Annotated in this window: 17 protein-coding genes and 1 riboswitch; of the genes, 6 read left to right on the forward strand and 11 right to left on the reverse strand. The window is 39.2% G+C overall.

Annotated elements, in window-relative coordinates; genetic code table 11:
• Positions 1-593 precede the first annotated feature (593 nt).
• Genes asnS through ACIFUW_RS09565 form a run of 4 tightly spaced genes read right to left on the reverse strand, consistent with a single transcriptional unit; the run spans position 594 to position 6,506 of the window.
• Positions 594-1,892 (reverse strand): asparagine--tRNA ligase, encoded by a 1,299-nt coding sequence (gene asnS, locus ACIFUW_RS09550; protein ID WP_002291771.1) that lies wholly within the window; start codon positions 1,890-1,892, stop codon positions 594-596.
• A gap of 39 nt (positions 1,893-1,931) precedes the next feature.
• Positions 1,932-3,122, reverse strand: a complete 1,191-nt coding sequence (locus ACIFUW_RS09555; RefSeq protein ID WP_002305679.1) for a pyridoxal phosphate-dependent aminotransferase — start codon at positions 3,120-3,122, stop codon at positions 1,932-1,934.
• A 20-nt stretch (positions 3,123-3,142) separates the two neighbouring features.
• A complete protein-coding gene (locus ACIFUW_RS09560) occupies positions 3,143-3,670 on the reverse strand; it encodes a cell wall elongation regulator TseB-like domain-containing protein (RefSeq protein WP_002348809.1) in 528 nt (175 codons plus the stop codon).
• Between the two features lie 46 nt (positions 3,671-3,716).
• Entirely contained in the window at positions 3,717-6,506 is a 2,790-nt protein-coding gene (locus ACIFUW_RS09565; protein ID WP_002304681.1) for a helicase C-terminal domain-containing protein, read from the reverse strand.
• Positions 6,507-6,730: 224 nt separating this feature from the next.
• On the opposite strand from ACIFUW_RS09565, the gene ACIFUW_RS09570 reads away from it, so the two are divergent.
• Complete coding sequence (locus ACIFUW_RS09570) at positions 6,731-8,026, forward strand: ISL3-like element ISEfa5 family transposase (RefSeq protein ID WP_002297185.1); 1,296 nt, start codon at positions 6,731-6,733, stop codon at positions 8,024-8,026.
• Positions 8,027-8,174: 148 nt separating this feature from the next.
• Here ACIFUW_RS09570 and ACIFUW_RS09575 read toward each other — a convergent pair whose 3' ends face one another.
• The 3 genes from ACIFUW_RS09575 to ACIFUW_RS09585 form a co-directional block, all read right to left on the reverse strand.
• The gene (locus tag ACIFUW_RS09575; RefSeq protein ID WP_002288762.1) at positions 8,175-8,375 is read right to left on the reverse strand and encodes a cold-shock protein; all 201 of its coding nucleotides are present in this window, start codon (positions 8,373-8,375) and stop codon (positions 8,175-8,177) included.
• Positions 8,376-8,826: 451 nt separating this feature from the next.
• Positions 8,827-9,147 carry a hypothetical protein gene (locus ACIFUW_RS09580; RefSeq protein WP_010728236.1) on the reverse strand — a complete coding sequence of 107 codons (321 nt, stop codon included), beginning with the start codon at positions 9,145-9,147 and terminating at the stop codon, positions 8,827-8,829.
• Positions 9,148-9,649: 502 nt separating this feature from the next.
• Positions 9,650-10,768 (reverse strand): baeRF6 domain-containing protein, encoded by a 1,119-nt coding sequence (locus ACIFUW_RS09585; protein WP_002299523.1) that lies wholly within the window; start codon positions 10,766-10,768, stop codon positions 9,650-9,652.
• Positions 10,769-11,000: 232 nt separating this feature from the next.
• Between ACIFUW_RS09585 and ACIFUW_RS09590 the strand changes: the two genes are divergently transcribed.
• From ACIFUW_RS09590 to ACIFUW_RS09600, 3 genes are all read left to right on the forward strand, one after another.
• Positions 11,001-11,123, forward strand: coding sequence for a hypothetical protein (locus tag ACIFUW_RS09590; protein WP_002296297.1), 123 nt, complete (start codon positions 11,001-11,003; stop codon positions 11,121-11,123).
• A gap of 115 nt (positions 11,124-11,238) precedes the next feature.
• A complete protein-coding gene (locus tag ACIFUW_RS09595; protein WP_010728235.1) occupies positions 11,239-12,546 on the forward strand; it encodes a serine hydrolase in 1,308 nt (435 codons plus the stop codon).
• 118 nt (positions 12,547-12,664) lie between these two features.
• Positions 12,665-13,864, forward strand: a complete 1,200-nt coding sequence (locus ACIFUW_RS09600; RefSeq protein ID WP_002302199.1) for a YdcF family protein — start codon at positions 12,665-12,667, stop codon at positions 13,862-13,864.
• 26 nt (positions 13,865-13,890) lie between these two features.
• On the opposite strand, the gene ACIFUW_RS09605 is transcribed toward ACIFUW_RS09600, so the two are convergent.
• The 4 genes from ACIFUW_RS09605 to ACIFUW_RS09620 all read right to left on the reverse strand — a co-directional run bounded on the left by ACIFUW_RS09605 (position 13,891) and on the right by ACIFUW_RS09620 (position 17,767).
• Positions 13,891-15,159, reverse strand: a complete 1,269-nt coding sequence (locus ACIFUW_RS09605; RefSeq protein ID WP_002327344.1) for a voltage-gated chloride channel family protein — start codon at positions 15,157-15,159, stop codon at positions 13,891-13,893.
• A gap of 54 nt (positions 15,160-15,213) precedes the next feature.
• A riboswitch (Fluoride riboswitch) is annotated at positions 15,214-15,280 on the reverse strand.
• Between the two features lie 41 nt (positions 15,281-15,321).
• Entirely contained in the window at positions 15,322-15,969 is a 648-nt protein-coding gene (locus ACIFUW_RS09610; RefSeq protein ID WP_002323864.1) for a FusB/FusC family EF-G-binding protein, read from the reverse strand.
• 407 nt (positions 15,970-16,376) lie between these two features.
• Positions 16,377-16,880, reverse strand: coding sequence for an HD domain-containing protein (locus ACIFUW_RS09615; protein ID WP_002289559.1), 504 nt, complete (start codon positions 16,878-16,880; stop codon positions 16,377-16,379).
• A gap of 122 nt (positions 16,881-17,002) precedes the next feature.
• On the reverse strand, positions 17,003-17,767 hold the full coding sequence (locus ACIFUW_RS09620; protein WP_125278132.1) for a TrmH family RNA methyltransferase: 765 nt from the start codon (positions 17,765-17,767) through the stop codon (positions 17,003-17,005).
• Between the two features lie 107 nt (positions 17,768-17,874).
• Here ACIFUW_RS09620 and ACIFUW_RS09625 point away from each other — a divergent pair, with 107 nt between their 5' ends.
• Positions 17,875-18,150 carry an acylphosphatase gene (locus tag ACIFUW_RS09625; protein WP_010728233.1) on the forward strand — a complete coding sequence of 92 codons (276 nt, stop codon included), beginning with the start codon at positions 17,875-17,877 and terminating at the stop codon, positions 18,148-18,150.
• A gap of 676 nt (positions 18,151-18,826) precedes the next feature.
• Complete coding sequence (yidC, locus tag ACIFUW_RS09630; RefSeq protein ID WP_002302193.1) at positions 18,827-19,777, forward strand: membrane protein insertase YidC; 951 nt, start codon at positions 18,827-18,829, stop codon at positions 19,775-19,777.
• Positions 19,778-19,837 lie beyond the last annotated feature (60 nt).

The raw sequence follows: 19,837 nt of genomic DNA on the forward strand, positions 1-19,837 counted from the left end.
GCTTGGGATAGATTGGTCATAACTTTATCTGGTCCGATGATTTCAAGGGTGAATTGAACTTACATATGGATTATTGCATGCTGAAAATACGGACCTACTCCATCTTCGAATGTTACTATTAGTTTGTTTTCAGGTGCTAGATGATGCTTTATTTCAACAGCAGAAGCATCATCAAATTAGATTTCCATTTGAATTACCTTCTTTGTAAATGTTTGATTGATTGCGATTTCGTTATAGAACCTTGTGAATCAAATAGCAATTTCTTTTGCTTTCTTCTCTTGTCTGCTGGAAACTTCCTTTATCCCGTATTTAAAAAAAAGAACTGCGAGAGTTCGCAGTTCTTTTTTAGAATAAACGGTGCTCTCCGGCCAACTCCTCGGTCACAAGTCACAATAGTCATCAAACATGAAAAACTGTTTTTTGAAATTACTCCTTGTGACTCGGAGCTGAACGGCAGGCGCACAACCTCTTGATATAAACGGTGTTCAATCAGCTGACCCTCGATATTAGCTAAAAAAACGGTAAAATATGAGAAGCTATTTTTCCGTTTTGTTTCTCTAATACTCAGGTCAAGGCACTGATTTCACAACCTCTTATGGATAAATTCGGTTCAACAAACGTGGGAATGGAATAGCTTCACGCACATGGTCGATACCAGCAATCCAAGTGACTGTTCGTTCAAGGCCTAGACCAAAACCAGAGTGCGGAACAGAACCGTATTTACGTAGATCAAGATACCATGAATATTCTTTTTCATCCAAACCGTGATTACGGATTTGTTCTAGCAAGAAATCATAGTCTGTTGCCCGTTCGCTTCCGCCAATAATTTCACCGTAACCTTCTGGTGCGATCATATCTGCACAGATCACCACGTCTTCTCTTGTTGGATGTGGTTTCATGTAGAATGGCTTGATGGCTTTTGGATAGTTTAGGATAAAGACAGGCTGTTCGAATGAATTCGCAATGAACGTTTCATGAGGTGAACCAAAGTCTTCGCCCCATTCGATGTCATCAAATCCATTTTTCTTCAGTAATTCGATTGCATCATCGTAAGTAATACGAGGGAATGGCAATTTTGTATAAGTTTTTAAGACTTCTTTGTCTCGTCCTAGTACATCTAATGCGTATTCGCAATGATCTAAAACATTTTGTACTAAGAATGCTACATATTGTTCCTGTACTTCTAAACTTTCTTCTTGATGAGTGAAAGCCATTTCTGGTTCGATCATCCAGAATTCGATCAAATGACGTCGTGTTTTTGATTTTTCAGCACGGAAAGTCGGACCGAATGAAAAGACTTTTCCGAAAGCCATAGCAGCAGCTTCCATGTATAATTGGCCACTTTGAGATAAATAAGCTTTTTGATCAAAGTAATTTGTTTCGAATAGATCCGTAGTGCCTTCTGGTGCAGAACCAGTCAAGATCGGCGGATCGATTTTGACAAAATGATGTTGATTAAAGAATTCATACGTTGCACGAATGATTTCATTTCTGATCTGCATAATCGCATGTTGTCTTGAAGAACGCAGCCATAAATGACGATGATCCATCAAGAAGTCTGTTCCGTGTTCTTTTGGTGTGATCGGATAATCGTGGCTCTCGCTTACCACTTCCACATTTGTAATTCCGATTTCATAACCAAATTTTGAACGACTGTCTTCACGGATTTCTCCAGTTACTAACACGGATGTTTCTTGGTGTAGATTTTTAGCTGTTTGGAAAACTTCTTCCGGCACTTCGCTTTTTACAACTACACCTTGGAAAAAGGCTGTTCCGTCTCTTAATTGTAAAAATGCGATTTTTCCGCTTGATCGCTTATTTGCGACCCAAGCGCCGATTGTTACTGTTTCTCCCACATGGTTTTTCGAATCGATGATTTGAATTTGTTCCACGTATGACTCTCCTTTTATATTCCTTGAATTTCTTCAGGATTAATTTTGACTTTTACTCTCAATAAATTGCTTGATTCTGCGTACCGCTTCTTCTAACGTAGCGCGATCAGTAGCATAACTCATGCGGACATTTTCTGGTGCCCCAAAGCCTTCGCCAGTCACAAGCGCTACCCCTGTTTCTTCTAAAAGATCTTCTACCCATTGTGTGACATTTTCATATTTACACATGCGTAGCGTTTCTTTTACATTAGGAAAAAGATAAAAAGCTCCTTGCGGCTTTTCAAGAGAAACACCCGGCAGTTCTGCCACAAGCGGATATAACGTATTCAGGCGTTCTTCAAAGGCGTTCCGCATTTCTTCCACTGTATCTTGCTCGCCTTTCAATGCTTCAACAGCTGCATATTGACTGACTGCTGTCGGATTACTGGTTGACTGGGAAGCAACAGCGATCATTCCATTGATGATCTCAGAATTCCCCACCGCATAACCAATGCGCCAGCCTGTCATCGCATATGTTTTAGACACGCCGTTGATGATGATGGTCTGATTTTTGATTGCTTCTGAAATCGTTGCAATTGGAGTAAACTCATTGCCATTATAAACTAAACGACCATAAATATCATCAGCAACTATCAAAATATCATTTTTTACTGCCCATTCACCGATTGCCTGCAGTTCATTCTTGCTATAAATCATTCCAGTCGGATTCGATGGAGAATTGATGATTACGGCTTTTGTTTTTTCTGAACGTGCTTGTTCTAGCTGCTCAACAGTAACTTTCCAGCTATTGGATTCTTCCCCTTTCACAAAGACAGGAAGTCCTTCTGCCAGTTTTACTTGCTCACCGTAACTGACCCAGTAAGGCACAGGAATGATGACTTCATCTTGCGGGTCAAGGATCGTTTGGAAAAGGGTATACAAAGCAAATTTCGCTCCGTCTGTTACGACTGTTTGTGAAGGTTCATAGACAAGTCCATAGTTTTTCTTCAGATAATCAACGATTGCCTGTCGAAGCTCTGGGATTCCTGCTGTTGGTGTATAATAGCTAGCTTTCCCATTGCGGATTGCTTCGATTGCTGCTTCTTGGATGTTTTCTGGTGTCGCAAAATCCGGTTCTCCCACAGTCAAACTCAGCACATCTCTGCCTTTTGCTTTTAATGCCTTGGCCTTTGCCGCAGCTGCCAAAGTGACAGACGGTTCTAATCGTTTTGTTCTTTTTGATAACTCCATCCCATTCATTCCTTTACCTTTTAAATTCCCTTGATTGTCTTGACTTCATCTCCAGATTCAAAGCCAATCAGGTAATAATTCAGTTTCCCATTTGTTTCTTTTCCTACTACTTCCCACACAGGCTGATCATCATACATCCCTAAAGCAGCTTTTTCGATTTGGATTTCAGGATGGGCCGCAGCAATTGTCTGTTTTGCTTCGTTTTCAGTCAGTCCCTTTGTTTGATCCAATACTTTTACTTTTTCACCAGATTTAGGAATGATAACGGCGATTTCTTTTCCTTTATCATTTGTACCTGTCAGTGAAAAGTATGTCTTCTTTCGAGTAAACCAATAAAAATGATCGGCTTCCTCAAGATTTGCATATTTCTTTGCGATTTCTACTGCTTCTTTCTTCGCCTGCACCGCCGGACGACTGGAACGCAAGTAAAAAATCGAGCTGATCACGATGACCGCTAATAAAAATACGATCAAGCCAAGTAACACGCGATTAATCGTTTTTTCCTTTGTCTGTTTTTTCTTCAAGGGTCGTCGCTCCTTTATCTTCATTCCTTTTCATTATAGCAGATTTTAATTATGAAAAAAGACAGCTCCTCTAACTTCCTTCTTCATTTTTCTTTAAGAATTCATGGATGTCCTGATAGATTTCCTCCATAGCTAGCTCTTTGATCGGTACTTTTTTCGGTAATGCATGGATGATCCGTGCACCATATTTTGCAGTGACTAGTCTTCGATCCAAAATAAGCAATACGCCACGATCTGTCTCCGTCCTTATCAAGCGACCTAATGCTTGGCGTAACTTCAAAGCTGCTTTAGGTACGGATTCCTGGTAAAAAGGATTGATCCCCTCTGATTCTAAATAAGCGTTCCTAGCTTTGACCATCGGGCGAAGCGGATTATCGAAGGGTAAACGTGTGACTACAACGATCTGCAAAGCATCTCCAGGCAAATCTACACCTTCCCAAAAGCTGTCAGCGCCAAACAATACGCTTTTTTCTGACAAAATGAAGCGTTTCAAAAGCTTCTCCCGGCTTCCGCCAAACCCTTGAGCTAGTATTTCTCGTCCTTTTTCTAGCATAGACAGATGCATTTTCTGATAGACCTTCTGCAAAACATCATGAGAAGTGAATAACACAAGTATTGGCCGATCTTCTTGTTCGATCAGACCTGTAAGTGCTGTCTCTAAATAATCGATATATGCTTGATTGCTGACTTGATGGACGGCAGGTGCCTCTTTTGGCACATAGATCCTTGCCTGTTTCTCATAATCATAAGGAGAGGCAATCACTTTAAGAGGTGCTGCTTCAATGCCAAGCCGCTTAGAGAGATAGTGTCGATTAGGGCCGATCTTCAGCGTTCCTCCAATATAAAGAATACGATCATATCGAGGATACCAAACAGTCGACGGCAACATAGCCGCTTGAAAATCATGGAGATGAAAAATCATCTGCTGCGCTGTGTTCCCAGGAACGAACCAATGGATCAAATGATCTCGCCAGTCTTCCAGCCATTGATCCATCAGCAAGTACTGCTTGTCTAATTGATCAAATAAGCTATATAAACTTGCTAAATCGATCCGCATCTGGTTTGTCCAGCTTTCTTGGATAATCTCAAAAGTCAGACGCATTTGTGACTGTAGCTGCTGGATCTCCTGATAAAAAAGCTGCAGGTGATCAATGGCTGTCCCAGATTCCAGTGGCAGCTGATCCAACATCTCTTTTGTCATCATGACTTCTTCTGGATACTGTCCGTTAGGTTGCTTGCCGCTCACTAAACTCATTAATCCTTCTGCCATACAAATCTGTGCTTCGCATAGCGCAGAAAGTTCTTCTCGATAAATCGATAACCAGCGTAAGGCTTCATGTTCTTTCGGTAAATAGCTTTGTATTCGGTCAAACAGCTGATTTGGTTCTTCTAATTGCTGGATTTGTTTATGGAAATAGTTAATACTTAATCGTTTGTCATTTACTTTTTCAGCGATTTCCGGCAAATGATGTACTTCATCGATCAACAAAAATGGACTAGCTGGAAGCAATGGTTCTTTTCGCTGTGTTTCTTGTATTAAAAACGCATGATTGACAATCAAAAAATTACTTTGCCTGATTTTCTTTTGCAAGAAACGAACAAAGTCTTGTTCGTAAAATGACTGATTTCTTGCTAAAAATCCAATACCTCTGTGCGCGATATCTGCAAAGAATGAATGGTTCAAATTTGTTAAATGTAATTCATCCAAATCACCGGTCTTCGTTTGCGTCAGCCAAACTAAGACCGCCATTTGATACAAAGCATATTGTTTTTGTTCTGGCGGTTCCACAAGTGTGCCTTTAAAACGCTGTAAATCAATATAGTGGCGATAGCTTTTGATAATTACAGGTTGTATGGGCTGATCTAGCAATTGATTCAGCAATGGAATGTCTTTTTCTATGATCTGCTGCTGCAAAACTAGCGAAACGGTACTGATGACAGCGGGTTTTTCAGGTGTAGCCAAATAACTCAATGGCAGCAGATAACCGATTGTTTTACCCATTCCTGTAGCTGCTTCGATCATCAAATCTTTTGATTCATCTTTTGTGAAATGGTCGTAGACCGCATTCATCAGTCTGTTCTGTTCTTTTCGATACATCAGTGTTTTACCAAACATTTTTTCTTTTGCTTGTTTTTTTCTTGGATATGTCCGCTCACCATAATGGACGGATGTGAATAGTTCCACTTCTTTTTTCTGCAAAGCTAGCCCATCGACGATTTCTAATGAGGGATCAAGTGGCTCTGGTTTTTCTTTCATTTCTTCAATCACATGATAAATGAAACGACTCGTATCCATACCTGTGTGTCTACTTAATCGCGCAATCTGCTCTAACGTGATGATTGGCAATTTTCTCATCCGTTCTTCGATCAGCAAAAGAAGTTGACCTGTCACTTCGGCATCACTATCTGCCTGATGAGGATTCTCATGAATAAATCCAAGGCTTTCTGACAAATCAGCTAAGCGAAAGCTTGGTTCCGTCGGCAAGAAAATTTGTGCAAGTTCTACTGTATCGATGCCTGGTATCTTCAAACTAGGAAGTCCGCATCGCATGAGTTCATGGTTCAAAAAATTATAATCAAAATAAATATTATGCGCGACAAATATGGTGTCTGCCAAAAGATTGTAAATCGTTTGGGCGACATCTTCGAAATAAGGCGCTTTTTGGACGCGTTGATTCGTGATCCCTGTTAAATGCTGGATTTGTTTTGAAATCTTCCGCCCTGGATGAATATCGATCGAAAAACGTGAAGTGATCCGACCTGATTCAATCATGACGCAGCCAAATTGGATGATCCGATCTTCTTTTGGATTCGTCCCAGTCGTTTCGATATCAACGACTGCATAAGTTCTTGGTTTCAAAATATCTTCCTCTTCTCCTGCCTCTAATGTTCTTTTGAAATTATACTACAAAGTGCAGAAAAATACTCTCATCGCTTTTTAAAGAAAAGGCTCTATAATTTATGGGACTGATGAATCAGAATTGATTCTTCAGCCCCATTTTTATTTTAGGTATTAAAAAACATATCGTTCTCTAGTATGATTAAATCACGACAAAATAAACAACTGAGAGGACGATATGCTATATGAATGATTCTATCAAAAAAATGCTGCGATTAATAGAGAAAGATTTGATGATTACAGAGGTCTCTTACGAGACCTTTCAGAAGAAAAAGACGTTGATCGTCGATGCTGTTTTCTCACCTGCTCCCCATACCTGTAGAAATTGTGGTTCTACTGTGGTAGATGGAAACGGGAAAGTAATTGTAGTGAAAAATGGGAAGAAGGAAACGATTGTCCGCTTTGAACAATACAATCACATGCCTTTGGTTATGCGCTTAAAAAAGCAGCGCTATACCTGTAAAAACTGTCGAACCCATTGGACGGCTCAAAGTTATTTTGTTCAACCCAGACATTCAATCGCGAATCATGTCAGATATAAAATTGCTTCTTTACTGACTGAAAAAGTATCTTTATCTTTTATTGCGAAAAATTGTCAGGTATCTTTGACCACCGTTATTCGTACGTTGAAAGAGTTTAAAAGCTACTTACCAAAGCAATCTAAGAGGATTCTCCCCAGAGTATTGATGGTTGATGAATTTCGTTCGCACGCTTCCATAGAAGATAAAATGAGCTTTATTTGCGCAGATGGCGAAACAGGACAATTAATTGATGTCTTGCCTACGCGTAAATTGCCTCGATTAACAAGCTATTTCTTAGGCTGCGCTAATCCTGAAGAAGTAAAATTTTTAGTCACAGACATGAACGCCGCCTACTTCCAGCTTACCAAACGTATTCTGCCAAATGCGAAAGTAGTGATTGATCGGTTTCATATTATCAAACACATGAATCAAGCCTTTAATGAGTTGCGTATCCGTGAAATGAATGAACTTCGTAAAGTAGGACAGAAAAGTCAGGCAGAAAAACTGAAAAAGAACTGGCGCTTTTTGCTAAAAAATCGTGCAAACATCAACCATTATGAATACAAAACATGGAAAAGTTTTCGAGCACCAAAATACCCATTTCTTACGGAAGCGATGATGATTGATCGATTGCTTGGCTTTTCTACGTCCCTGAAGGAGGCGTATCCCTATTTTCATGAATTAGTTGAAGCCTTTCGAGACAAAGACCCTGACTTATTTTTCTCCTTATTGGCAGAACTTCCCGAAACGTTAGATGACGGCTTTCGGGAAAAGCTCCAAAACCTTCTGACCTATGAAGAAGGCATCACCAACGCGATGATCTATCCTTACACCAATGGAAAAATAGAAGCGAAGAATACCCATATAAAGACAATGAAACGAGTATCCTACGGATTTAAATCATTTGAGAACATGAGAATTAGAATCTTTTTGATCAATCAATTAATCAAAGTAAGATAACAAAAAATCTGAGCCAGAATGAGGTTCATTCTGACCCAGATTTGATTTTGTACAACCCATCAGTCCTTATTGACAAAGAGCCAAAGAAAATAGACAAAAACGCCCAGACACGCAAATGTCTGGGCGTTTATTTTTTAGTATAGGTTAATTAAGCTTTAGTAACGTTTGTTGCTTGAGGTCCGCGTTGGCCTTCTTCAACATCGAAAGTTACTGCTTGGCCTTCTTCTAAAGTTTTGAATCCGTCGCCTTGGATAGCTGAGAAATGAACGAATACATCGTTTCCGTTTTCTGCAGTGATGAATCCAAATCCTTTTTCTGAGTTAAACCATTTTACTGTACCTGTTTCCATAATAAAAATCCTCCTTGTGTATCAACACATATTTTGCAATTACTTGAATGGTGTATATCTGGAAGATGTTTATTTGAAACAAGCTACCACAGATTACCGAACAAAAACTACTCCTATAGTATATCATACCGTTTACAAAAAAGCTAGAGTTTTTCGACTTTTTTTATTAAAAAAAGTTTTCTCAGCGATTACATAAAGTGAAAAACCGAACTTTTTTTAAAATAAACGAAATATTGTTCAGTTGGTGTTTTTTTGCTCTGATGTTCTTCTTTAAACTAAAAAAATTATTCTTTCTGACTACTTATCGGTTCTGTTTCAACGGTCGAGGCTGGGGAAGATTCTTTAGTAGGTCTGATGTTCTCATGGTATTTCTGATAGCCTATGACAGTGACCAGAAGAACAAGGCAAACCAATACGATCAACGAGATTAGTTTTTCTTTTTTGCTCATATCTATACCTCATAAATAACAGGATGATGTCCATCATATTTCTGAGTATGAGTAAAAGCAAAAGCTGCAGCTGTAGAATGTAAGAAATGCCAGCAACTTTCATAATCACAGGTCGGACAGTACCAAAAGTAACCAAATCTTGGCTGCAAAGACCGTTCTTCTGTTTCAGGAATCGCAGAATCAAGATCTGTTGTCTGTACATAAACATTTTTGTACAGACGTGTGCCTGTAATAGGAGACCGCTGTGTTTCTTCAGCAAAAACTGGCTGACTTGTTAAACTTAGGGATAGAAACAGCAAACACCATAACACTCTTTTTTTCATAAAGACCTCCTTATCGATAAGTTTTTCCCAATTAAAATCATATCTCAAGAACGCCCGTTATTCACATTTTGTTCATAAATGATGTTTTTTGTATCATAATCGTCAAAAAGAGGTCGTGACCACGTCACAACCTCTTTTTTAAATGGTGTTCCAGAAGTAGCTTCTTCGGAAATAAGCCGAAATTTCACAAAAATTTGAGAAATAATTTTTGTCAATCTCTTCTTATTTCTTGAAGCTGACCACTTCTGTCACAACCTCTTCCTTAAACGGTGTTCAAAAGCTTGCATCTGCGGTAATAAGCCCACCAAACAAAAAATATGAAGAGCTATTTTTGCTTGCTGTTCTTATTACTTGATGCAGAACAGCTTTTTCACAACCTCTCATACACGGTGTTTAATCAGCTGACCTTCGGTATTAGCTCAAAAAACGGCAAAATATGTGAAACTATTTTTCCGTTTGTTTCTCTAATACTCAGGTCAAAACACTGTTTTCACAACCTCTTTTAATAACGAAGAATCGCTGTCAGACTCTTTTCATCTGGCGCATCTTTTTGATCCAAAATAAACACTTTCCCGCCATTAATGATCACATCATCTGCTAATGCATTCAACACTTGACGCCGATCATATTCTATTTCAGGATCTTCACCGAAACCATCAGCTAAGTTTGACGTAGCGATAAATAGATGCGACACTTTTCCTTCTTTCGCAGCTGGAACGATATCAACTAACTGATCGATGAATTTCTTATCTAAGAGTTTATTGTATTCTTTTGATTCTTGAGCTGCGAGTTCACTTGACAGCTTCTTCGCCCCTTCTTCGATATCTCTAAAGGATAGCTGCGCAGGAGAAGCAGAAATCGCAACGTCTGCACAATAATAGGGATTTTTAGCAATTTTTTTGAACATCGTCTGATTTTCTGGTAATGCAAATAAATAAATCGGCCATTGTTCTGGATTTTCGAAAGAATCCTTCAAGTACGTATCAACAGCTTGGTAATAGTTGACCCAATCGATCTCTACTTCTTCATCTTTTGGATTTACGCCATGGAAAGTTACTCCATCTCGGGCTCCGCCTCCTCCATTAGAAGAGAAGTTCAAACCGCCACCTGTCAGTTCAGATCCCAATGCAGTAACGACATCAACCGGTGCCCCTTCTGGTAGAGATACTTCTTTTACTTGTTTGTTGCTGACTTCATACAATTTCATGGAGTCGCGGTTCAATCCCAACAGATAATAGGAATAGTTGAACTGTCCATTTTTGATAATGGCCAGTAAATAAGGAAGATCACTTACATAGTATTGATCGTCTACCGGGATACTCAAACGATGGATATAGGTTTGGTCAGCAGTTATAATGACCGCTACACTCGTAGTTGCACTACGCCAAAACGAAGGATCTCCTAACAAATTTTCAATTTTTTCTTGGAACGGGGACCAGTCATGTTCGGAATATTTTTTCTCAAAACGTTTCTTTGCTTCTTTCGCAAAATTTTTGAATTTGATTTGATCTTTTTCCACATCTTGATGGGCGACATGCGTATTCAGCATGATCGTGACGAATGGTCCTTTAGCGCCTTCTGAAGTCAATTGTGACAATAATTCTTTATCCTTTTTTGCCATAAACGTACCCCTCCTAAAAAAATCATTCCTTTGTTTCTATCTAAAGTCTACCACAACACTATTTTTCCATACAATAAAACGTATCTAAAAAAATAAAACGGTTTCTACGGTTTTAAATTTAGCTATTTTTTTAAGTTATCTTCATAATTTCCTCAATTATTTAGCCCCAGTCTTCAACTATTCTTCATGAAATGCTGATAAACTAAAAAAAAGAATAAAAGAGGTGGATCTTATGCATTTGATTATGATTTTCAGTTTATTAAGTATTATCAGTTTATTTGCTTTCAGCGCTTCCCGCTTATTAGATGCGGAAACACAGCCTATTCCTGTAAAAGTACGTAAAAACGACCGCTAACCTTCCATAACGTGCGTTCTTATCCTAAAGTTTTTTCAGAAACATTGAAACTCTCTCCCCTCTCTGATAAAATTTTAATTTGTAGCGAAACAAATTAATTACAAGGAGATCGGATATGTCCATAAAAAAAACACGTCTAGTCCTATTATTGGCTAGTCTCATTCTTTGCCTTGCTTCTTTTCTACCAGCTGTTGCTGTGCAAGCTGAAGATACGTTCAAAGTAAATGCAAAAGCAGCTTTTGCTGTAGATGCGCAAAGCGGTAAGATTCTTTATGATCAAGATGGAGAAAAAACCATGGGGATCGCTTCAATCACAAAAATCATCGGTCTTTACATCGTTCTTGATCAAGTAAAAGAAGGAAAACTATCATGGGATGATAAAGTTTCGATTTCAGATTATGCAGAAAATTTGAGTATCACCCCAGATTTATCGAATGTTCCTTTGCATAAAGAAAACACCTACACTGTCAAAGAATTATTCGACTCTGCAATCATCCAGTCAGCCAATGCTTCAATGGTGGCCTTGGCAGAAAAAATCTCTGGCAGCGAAGCTAAATTCACTGAACGAATGAAAGAACAATTGAAAGATTGGGGAATCAAAGATGCAACGATCGTTAATGCATCAGGACTGAATAACTCTTATCTTGGCGAAAGCCGACCAGAAGGTACTGGAGAAAACGACGAAAATCAAATGTCTGCTCAAGATGTGGCCATCGTGGCCCGTCATTTGATCTTGGATTTTCCAGAAATACTGGACGTATCTAGCACTACGACACAAATGTTTGGCGAAAACACGCAATCACCAGTGGAAATGGTCAACTGGAACTGGATGCTCCCAGGATTCGTTAATTACAAGGAAGGCGTGGACGGATTAAAAACTGGTACGACTGAGCTTGCAGGTGCTTGTTTCGTTGGTACGATCACTAAAAACGATCAACGGATCATCACTGTCGTATTGAATGCGGACGGCCATGCGGAAAACCCGAGTGCCCGCTTCAATGAAACAGACCGTTTGATGGACTACTGCTATGACAATTGGTCAGAAAAAGAGCTCGGAAAAGCTAACGCAAGTATTCCTAGCCTAAAAACCATTGATGTAAAAGACGGAAAAGAATCAACAGTTCCTGTTGTGCTTAAAAGCCCTGTAAAAGTATGGGTACGAAACGATATGGATACTGGCAAATTAACGATCACGCCAACACTTGACAAGAAGCAAGTCACTGACAACGAGATCCAAGCACCTATGGATAAAGGTACAAAAATCGGTACCGCTACGATCACCTTGGCAGACGATAAATTAGGCTATTTAGAAGACAACAATGCGCCATCAACAGAGATCATTACGGATAAAACAGTGGAAAAAGCGAATATGTTCGTGATTGGCTGGCGACGCGTCGCAGAATTTTTCGGCAACTTGTTTTAATTGAACAATAAGAAAAGCATCTTTCCATCGGAAAGATGTTTTTTTGCTTTTTCTAGTTTAAATAACAGCTTTTTTCATCTATTTTCGTTATACTGTATAAGAAAAAGGAGTTGAATTTATGAATCTAACCAGAGATCTGATCTTTTTAGTTCTCTATCTTATTGGGGTATTCTCTATCGTTTATTGGCGAAAACAGAAGAAGGATCCTTCCTTGTTCTTTTACGGCAGTACGTGGACATTTACGGTAATCTTAACTTATTTTGTCGTGTTGGAAATTTTTTATTCGACCTTTTATTTTTTGATTCCATTGTTGTTCTTTAGTATCTTTGCTTTTTCTTATTTCACAGAAAAACGAAGGCTGCTGAATGGTCTTTTATTCAATGTTTTCCTCATCAGTTTCGGCATCTACTTGTTTGTCTTGCTGTATGAAACGCAAAATATTTTCCTTGGCGGACTGATCGCCTTGATCACGATTCCATTGCTACTTGTCCTTTTATTTGGTATTTATGGATTGATTGTTTTTCTTTTTTGGAACGGGGTCACAGTTTTACGTAGAGAATCGCATTCATTAGCGAATCTTTTAACGTTGATACTAGCCATTTTTCTTACACTGTTTCTTGTTTTTGACTTTTTCTTGTTAAAATATTTGCCGCAATGGATAAATGCTTTGTTTTTCTGCGTTCCCCTGATCTTGATCTATCTATTTATCGTATTCTACAACTTTTTGACTGTCTCATTCTTGTACCAGTTCAACCGGCCTCGATACAATCAAGACTTCATCGTTGTGTTAGGCGCTGGGTTGATCAATGGAGAAACAGTTTCTCCTCTTCTAGCCAAGCGAATCAATAAGGCAATTGCTTTTTATCGGGCTCAAAGCCGTGCTACATTAAATCCGCCCATCTTATTGATGTCTGGCGGGCAAGGAGCAGACGAAAAAGTACCAGAGGCCATTGCGATGAAACAATATGCCATGGAACAAGGAATCCCTGAAAGAGACATTCTTGTCGAAACCAATTCGACAACCACTTTGGAGAACATGCTCTATTCAAAGGAAATCATGGATCAGCAAATGAAAGGGCCATACCGCGCGATCTTTAGTTCCAACAATTACCACATTTTTAGAGCCGGTCTTTATGCGCGGCAAGCCAAATTGAAAGCAAATGGTATTGGTGCAAAAACAGCTTTCTACTACTTGCCTAATGCGTTTTTAAGAGAATACATCGCCATCTTGATGATGAACAAAAAAAGACATATGATCATTTGCGGATTGCTTTTCGCAGGCTCCGCATTCTTATCGCTGATTACTTTACTTTTCTAAAAAAACAAGGTGTGACAAAACATATGTCACACCTTGTTTTTTTCTTTCATTCTCTTAACTATTGGCAAAAAGAGTATCCCTTTTTTGACCGCTACTTGCTGAGCAGAATAAATACCGCTGTTGCCTGAACACATAAAGCTGATCAAGCAGATCATAAAGAAGTAAACAGCCGCTTGTGAACCGAACAATTCGATCCCCATCACAAAGCAGGCAATCGGTGTATTTGTCGCACCAGAAAATACTCCGATAAAGCCCAATCCTGCGAGAAAAGGAACAGAAACATGGAGCAAAGGCGCTAGTGCTGCACCAAGCGTTGCACCAATTTCAAACAATGGTGTCACTTCTCCCCCTTGATATCCCGCGCCTAAAGACAAAACTGTGAAGAATAACTTCCCAATAAAATCATAGACATGTGCCTGTCCATTAAATGATTCTTGAAGTAACGGAAGACTCAATCCGAGATAACGTTGTGTTTGCAAAATCAATGCTGCTGCCACAACTACAGCCCCACCTATCGTATTTCGCCAAACAGGATGAGGAATCCATTGTGCATACCGTGCTTTTAAAAAGACGATCGAACGGCTGAATACCCAGCCAATCAAACCAAAAGCAATCCCAGCAACAAAAACTTTGAAGAACAGCAACATACTCCATTCAGGGATCACACCCATTTGGTAATGTAGGTGAGAAACACCATAGCTTTCCGTCATGAAATTTGCAAACAGTGCAGCAAAGAAGCTAGGGAAGATCGCTTCTGTTCGGACTTTCCCGATTGCCAACACTTCTAATCCAAATAATGTTCCAGCTAAAGGTGTGCCAAATACAGAACTAAAACCCGCACTGATTCCACTGATAATCAAGATTTCCCGTTCTGCTTTATCCAATCGGAACAAACGTGCTGTATTATCTGCTAACGCTCCCCCCATTTGGACTGCTGTTCCTTCACGGCCAACAGATCCCCCAAATAAATGGGTAGTTATGGTTCCAAACAGTGTAAGTGGAATAAGCCGCAACGGGATTTTTTCTTCTCCACCATTTCCTTGATCGATCACTAAGTTGTTTCCACGACTAGAAAGTCCGCCGTGATACGCATAGAGATAAGCAAAAAGCGCACCACTAACTGGTAGTAGATAAAGGAGCCAAGGATGTGATAGTCGGATATCTGTCACAACTGTCAAGCTATTTAAGAAAAAAGCAGACAAGCTCCCCATGAATATACCGAGAATCGCTGTGATCACCAGCCACTTCAGCATGTACACTAAAATGCGTACTGGACTCGGTAATTGTTTTTCCATAAAAAATTCCTCCTCAATAAAAAAACGCCTACTAAAGAAAGGGGCTATCCCCAGACTTTAGTAGGCGTCATTAGCTATCTTTCGTTAGCATTTAAAGGCGAACACCATCACCTATTCACTTCCATTAAAAGATAGCATATTTTTCTGTAAAAAACAATAAAATTATCGTTCTTTCTTTACACGTTCAGCAAATTCATAGAAAGGAGCCAATTTCGTTAACTGTTGATTACATTGGTCACTATCATGACAAATATAATTCCCCTTTTTCGTATACGTGCCATCAGAACCTGCTTTCGTTGTAGAAAGAAAAAGCGAAACATTCGATGTTTTCTGACAGATTGCACAGATTCCCTTATTTATCGTTGGTGATAAAGTACCGCTAATCCCTTTTAATTTTTCATCTTCGTAATAGACCATGAATTTTTTCTGCGTACCTGGATCATTCCAGCCGATGTACGTATGTTCTTGCAAGTCGATTTCATTCCAAGCTGGTTGTTTGAGTTTTTTCACTTTTCGGAATAATTTCTCGATTTGTGGTTTGCTAGGCTGCATAAACGGCTGAACGATTTGCTTCAGCTCCTCCAATGCTCTTTCTGCTTGCGCTTTTGTCAGTTTTACGTCTAAAACTGTCGTTAAAAATGTATCGATTTCTGGCAGTTCGTGATCTAATATGTCTCGAATCTTTTCAGCTGCTAGTGCCTGAACTGTTTGCACCGTTTTTGGATCATTGACAGATGAGTACGCATTTAATAACTGTTCTACTTCTCTTTTTATAAAAAAATATTGGTATGGTTTTATTGTTTGTTCCATGATTTTAAAGTCCTTTCTTCTAACCAAAGTGCATACTTTGTAGAAAAAAGTGATCTTCTGCAAAGTATGTGTTACCTGAAGATCCCGGACTCTTTTAAATAAGATACGTTTTGCATCTTATCATCACCCCCTTTAATGCTTATTCTTCTATGTACATGATTCATTCGATAAATAAAAGTAAACCGTATCTTGAACAGATAGTCAACTGCAAACAGAAAAAAGGACTGTGACAAAAGTCGTGTCAAAGTCCCTTGTTTCGAATGAATGGTGTTCAAAAGCTTGCATCTGCGGTAATAAGCCGAAACTTCACAAAAATTTGAGAAGTAATTTTCGTAAATTCCTTCTTATTTCTTGAAGCTGACCACTTCTGTCACAACCTCAATATGGTCTATTATTGGTTTTACCTGTTAAATCGAGGATTCTTTCCCAAAGTAACGTTGCCATCTCTTACGCATACTTGCAGACATGGGCTGTGCCGCTTCTTTGACTGCGCAGTATTTGTCCACGAATGTCACGATATATCCTTCTTTATACTTAGGCGGTGCGATCGTTGCACCCCACATGTGCTTCAAAATGATATCTCGCTCAAGATCCGACAAATCGGTGATTTTTTCTGCATTCTTTACAGCAATTCTTGGATGGATATACGCATGTGTCCCCTCGTCAAATTTCGTCGTACGCCAATCATAGTAGAACAGATCATGCAAAAGTCCAGCACGCGCTGTTGCTTTAGCATTGCCACCCCATTTTTTTGCGAGCAGATAACTATAGTAAGAAACACTGATGGAATGCTCCAAACGAGTGGAATGAACATGCTGTGTGTAATTCGCTAATTTTTTCACTGCTTCTGTTTCTAAAAGATCTTGTACATAAGACATATATTCTTCGTCTTCACGCCATTTTTCTGTCATAATTATCGATCTGCCACCTTTTTGAATTTCATTTTCTTCTGAAATTGATCTAAGTATACCACCAGTGTTCGGATTATTCTAGTCGCTCTAGATAAAATAGCTAAAGCTTAATAGTTCCTTAATCATAAAGAAAAATGATAAAGAACGATCCCTGCTGCGACTCCGACATTCAATGATTCCGCATTTTCTTTCATTGGGATATATACGTTCTGATCAGTCAAAGACAAGATTTCCTGACTTACTCCCTGACCTTCGTTTCCCATGATTATAGCGAAATCCTCTGTTTTTTCTACTTTGTCTAATGCATGTGCTTCTTCATTTAATTCTGTACCGTACACCATAAACCCTTTGCCTTTCATTACAGGGATCACTTCTGCCAAATCTTTTTGTAACACAGGCAAATGATAATTGCTTCCCTGCATGCTTCGCAGCACCTTTGTACTATAAATATCTGCCGTTCCTTTACCTAATAAAACACCAGCCATACCAAACGCATCTGCCGTACGGATCATCGTTCCCACATTTCCAGGATCCTGTACATTATCTAGTAAAAGCCAGCCTCCTGAAAAATCTGGCGTATCTTCAGATGTTAACGCCATCACTGCTAAGATCCCTTGCGGTGTAGGTAGATCTGACATAGCGGTCATGACCTCATCTGAAACTAGAAAAGTAGAAATCTCTTTGTTTACAGCCAGCCAGTCTCCCCATTCTTTCATACCTCTCTGTGTCACAAAAAGTTCTTTTATTTCTGCATCAGACGACGCAGCTTCTTCGATCAGATGGAACCCTTCCAAAAGATATTCTGCCTTTTCTTCTCTGTATTTCTTTTTATGTAGTTTTTTTAATTCTTTGATTCTTGGATTTTTTGCTGATTGGATCTCTTTCACATTCCTTCACCTCACCTGATTATATCATGGAATAGGTGCTTGAGCTTGTTTCATCCTAAAAAAATCGGTATCATTGATTTATAAAACAGGAAAGAAAGGTGACGAACATGCGCAAAGTTAAAATGAATGTCCAAGGACGTGTCCAGGGCGTGGGATTTCGCTATATGACCAAGATGGTTGCTGATCAGTTAGGCGTGACCGGAACGGTAAAAAACGAAGAGGACGGCTCAGTCACAATCGAAGCAATCGGAAATGACGACATCATCCAAAAATTTATCGAAGAAGTCAAGAAGTCTCCGAGCCCAAGTGGACGAGTGCAGTATGTGGATGTCCAAGAAGATCCGATGATTGAGGAACGAAAGAAATTTGATGTGGTGGGATAAGGTTGTGAAAAGGTCGCTTAGTTTTGAGTATTAAGGAAAATTTTGTGAAAATGTCTTTCCACATTTTTGCATAAATTTGACTTAATACCGAGAAACTGACTTTTGAACACCGTCGATAAGGTTGTTTTTGAAGCGCTTTGCCTCGAGTATTAAGGAGAAACATTTTCAAAATAGCTTCTCATATTTTGAAATGTAATGACTTAATACCGAGAGGCAGCTGATAAAACACCGTCAATAAGGTTGTGAAAAAGCTGGTCTGCATCAAGCATTAAGGACTGGTTGTGAAAAATAGCTCTCCATATTTTTCAACAGGCTGGACTTAATGCCGTAGATGCAAGCTTTTGAACACCATCGATAAGGTTGTTTTTGAGGCACTTTGCCTCAAGTATTAAAGACAGGTAGTAAAAAAGCTGATCTATAACTTGCAATGAATTTGCTTAACCCATATTTTCCAGACAGAACAAAAAAGTTTTTAGTTTTTTAAATAAGAAAGAAACACTTGGAATCACTCTTTTCTTTCTAAGTATTTCTTTCTTGATTTTTTGTCTTTTTTCAAAATTTTTCGCTACGAAAAAGAAAGAATATTTATATGAAATTTCTATGAAGTTGATTGAATTCCATGCGCTTTTTTAGTATAGTTAAGTTTGTGTAAAAATTATAGAAGAGGAAGTATTCTATGAATAAATGGAAAAACTGGTTATTGGGATCCGGACTTGTCAGTATCCTGCTCTTTTTATCTGGCTGCGTGCGGATGGATTCAAACGGAAACCCTGACACTTCAGGAATCGTTTATCGAGTACTCGTCCATCCTATGGGCCAAGCGATTACATATCTAGTTGAGAATTTCAATTGGTCTTACGGCTGGGCAGTTATTGCAATGACTGTGATCGTTCGTATCATCATCTTGCCACTAGGTATCAGTCAATCGAAAAAAACAATGATCCAATCTGAAAAAATGCAAGCGTTAAAACCACAAGTTGAAGCAGCACAGCAAAAGCTAAAAGCTGCAACAACACGTGAAGAACAAATGGCAGCACAAGCAGAAATGCAGCAAGTATATCGCGAAAACGGATTGAGTATGACCGGCGGAATCGGCTGTCTGCCTCTATTGATCCAAATGCCGATCTTCTCTGCCTTGTATTTTACGGCTCGCTACACAGAAGGTATCCGTGAATCATCTTTTTACGGCATCGATCTAGGCTCACCAAGTATGGTGCTTGTTGCCATTGCAGGGGTCGCTTATCTGCTTCAAGGATATATTTCAACAATCGGTATTCCTGAAGAACAGAAAAAGACGATGCGTACGATGCTGATCGTCTCTCCTGCTATGATCGTCTTCATGTCGATCAGTGCGCCAGCCGGTGTTACACTTTACTGGGTAGTCGGTGGTGTGTTCAGCTGTCTGCAAACATTCATCACAAACGTTATGATGAAACCACGTTTGAAAGCACAAGTGGCAGAAGAGTTGAAACAAAACCCGCCAAAACAAGTCGTCACTCCAAGAAAAGACGTGACAGAATCAGCAAAGCCAGCTAACAACAAACAAGCAACAAAACAAATCAAACAACCAAAAAACAGTACAAACAACAAAGGCCGCAACGCAGGAAAGCAGCAGAAGCGGAAGTAGATAGTAAATAAGAGTGTAATAAAAATTCATTAACAGTTTTAGCAATTAAAAATATCGACC

The organism is Enterococcus sp. PLH-Efm8, from assembly GCF_053011625.1.

Coding starts and splice junctions, on each gene's coding strand:
- ACIFUW_RS09555 (WP_002305679.1), bottom strand. CDS start 3,122: ATGGAGTTATCAAAAAGAACAAAACGATTAGAACCGTCTGTCACTTTG.
- ACIFUW_RS09560 (WP_002348809.1), bottom strand. CDS start 3,670: ATGAAGATAAAGGAGCGACGACCCTTGAAGAAAAAACAGACAAAGGAA.
- ACIFUW_RS09570 (WP_002297185.1), top strand. CDS start 6,731: ATGAATGATTCTATCAAAAAAATGCTGCGATTAATAGAGAAAGATTTG.
- ACIFUW_RS09575 (WP_002288762.1), bottom strand. CDS start 8,375: ATGGAAACAGGTACAGTAAAATGGTTTAACTCAGAAAAAGGATTTGGA.
- ACIFUW_RS09580 (WP_010728236.1), bottom strand. CDS start 9,147: ATGAAAAAAAGAGTGTTATGGTGTTTGCTGTTTCTATCCCTAAGTTTA.
- ACIFUW_RS09585 (WP_002299523.1), bottom strand. CDS start 10,768: ATGGCAAAAAAGGATAAAGAATTATTGTCACAATTGACTTCAGAAGGC.
- ACIFUW_RS09590 (WP_002296297.1), top strand. CDS start 11,001: ATGCATTTGATTATGATTTTCAGTTTATTAAGTATTATCAGTTTATTT.
- ACIFUW_RS09595 (WP_010728235.1), top strand. CDS start 11,239: ATGTCCATAAAAAAAACACGTCTAGTCCTATTATTGGCTAGTCTCATT.
- ACIFUW_RS09600 (WP_002302199.1), top strand. CDS start 12,665: ATGAATCTAACCAGAGATCTGATCTTTTTAGTTCTCTATCTTATTGGG.
- ACIFUW_RS09605 (WP_002327344.1), bottom strand. CDS start 15,159: ATGGAAAAACAATTACCGAGTCCAGTACGCATTTTAGTGTACATGCTG.
- ACIFUW_RS09610 (WP_002323864.1), bottom strand. CDS start 15,969: ATGGAACAAACAATAAAACCATACCAATATTTTTTTATAAAAAGAGAA.
- ACIFUW_RS09615 (WP_002289559.1), bottom strand. CDS start 16,880: ATGACAGAAAAATGGCGTGAAGACGAAGAATATATGTCTTATGTACAA.
- ACIFUW_RS09625 (WP_010728233.1), top strand. CDS start 17,875: ATGCGCAAAGTTAAAATGAATGTCCAAGGACGTGTCCAGGGCGTGGGA.
- yidC (WP_002302193.1), top strand. CDS start 18,827: ATGAATAAATGGAAAAACTGGTTATTGGGATCCGGACTTGTCAGTATC.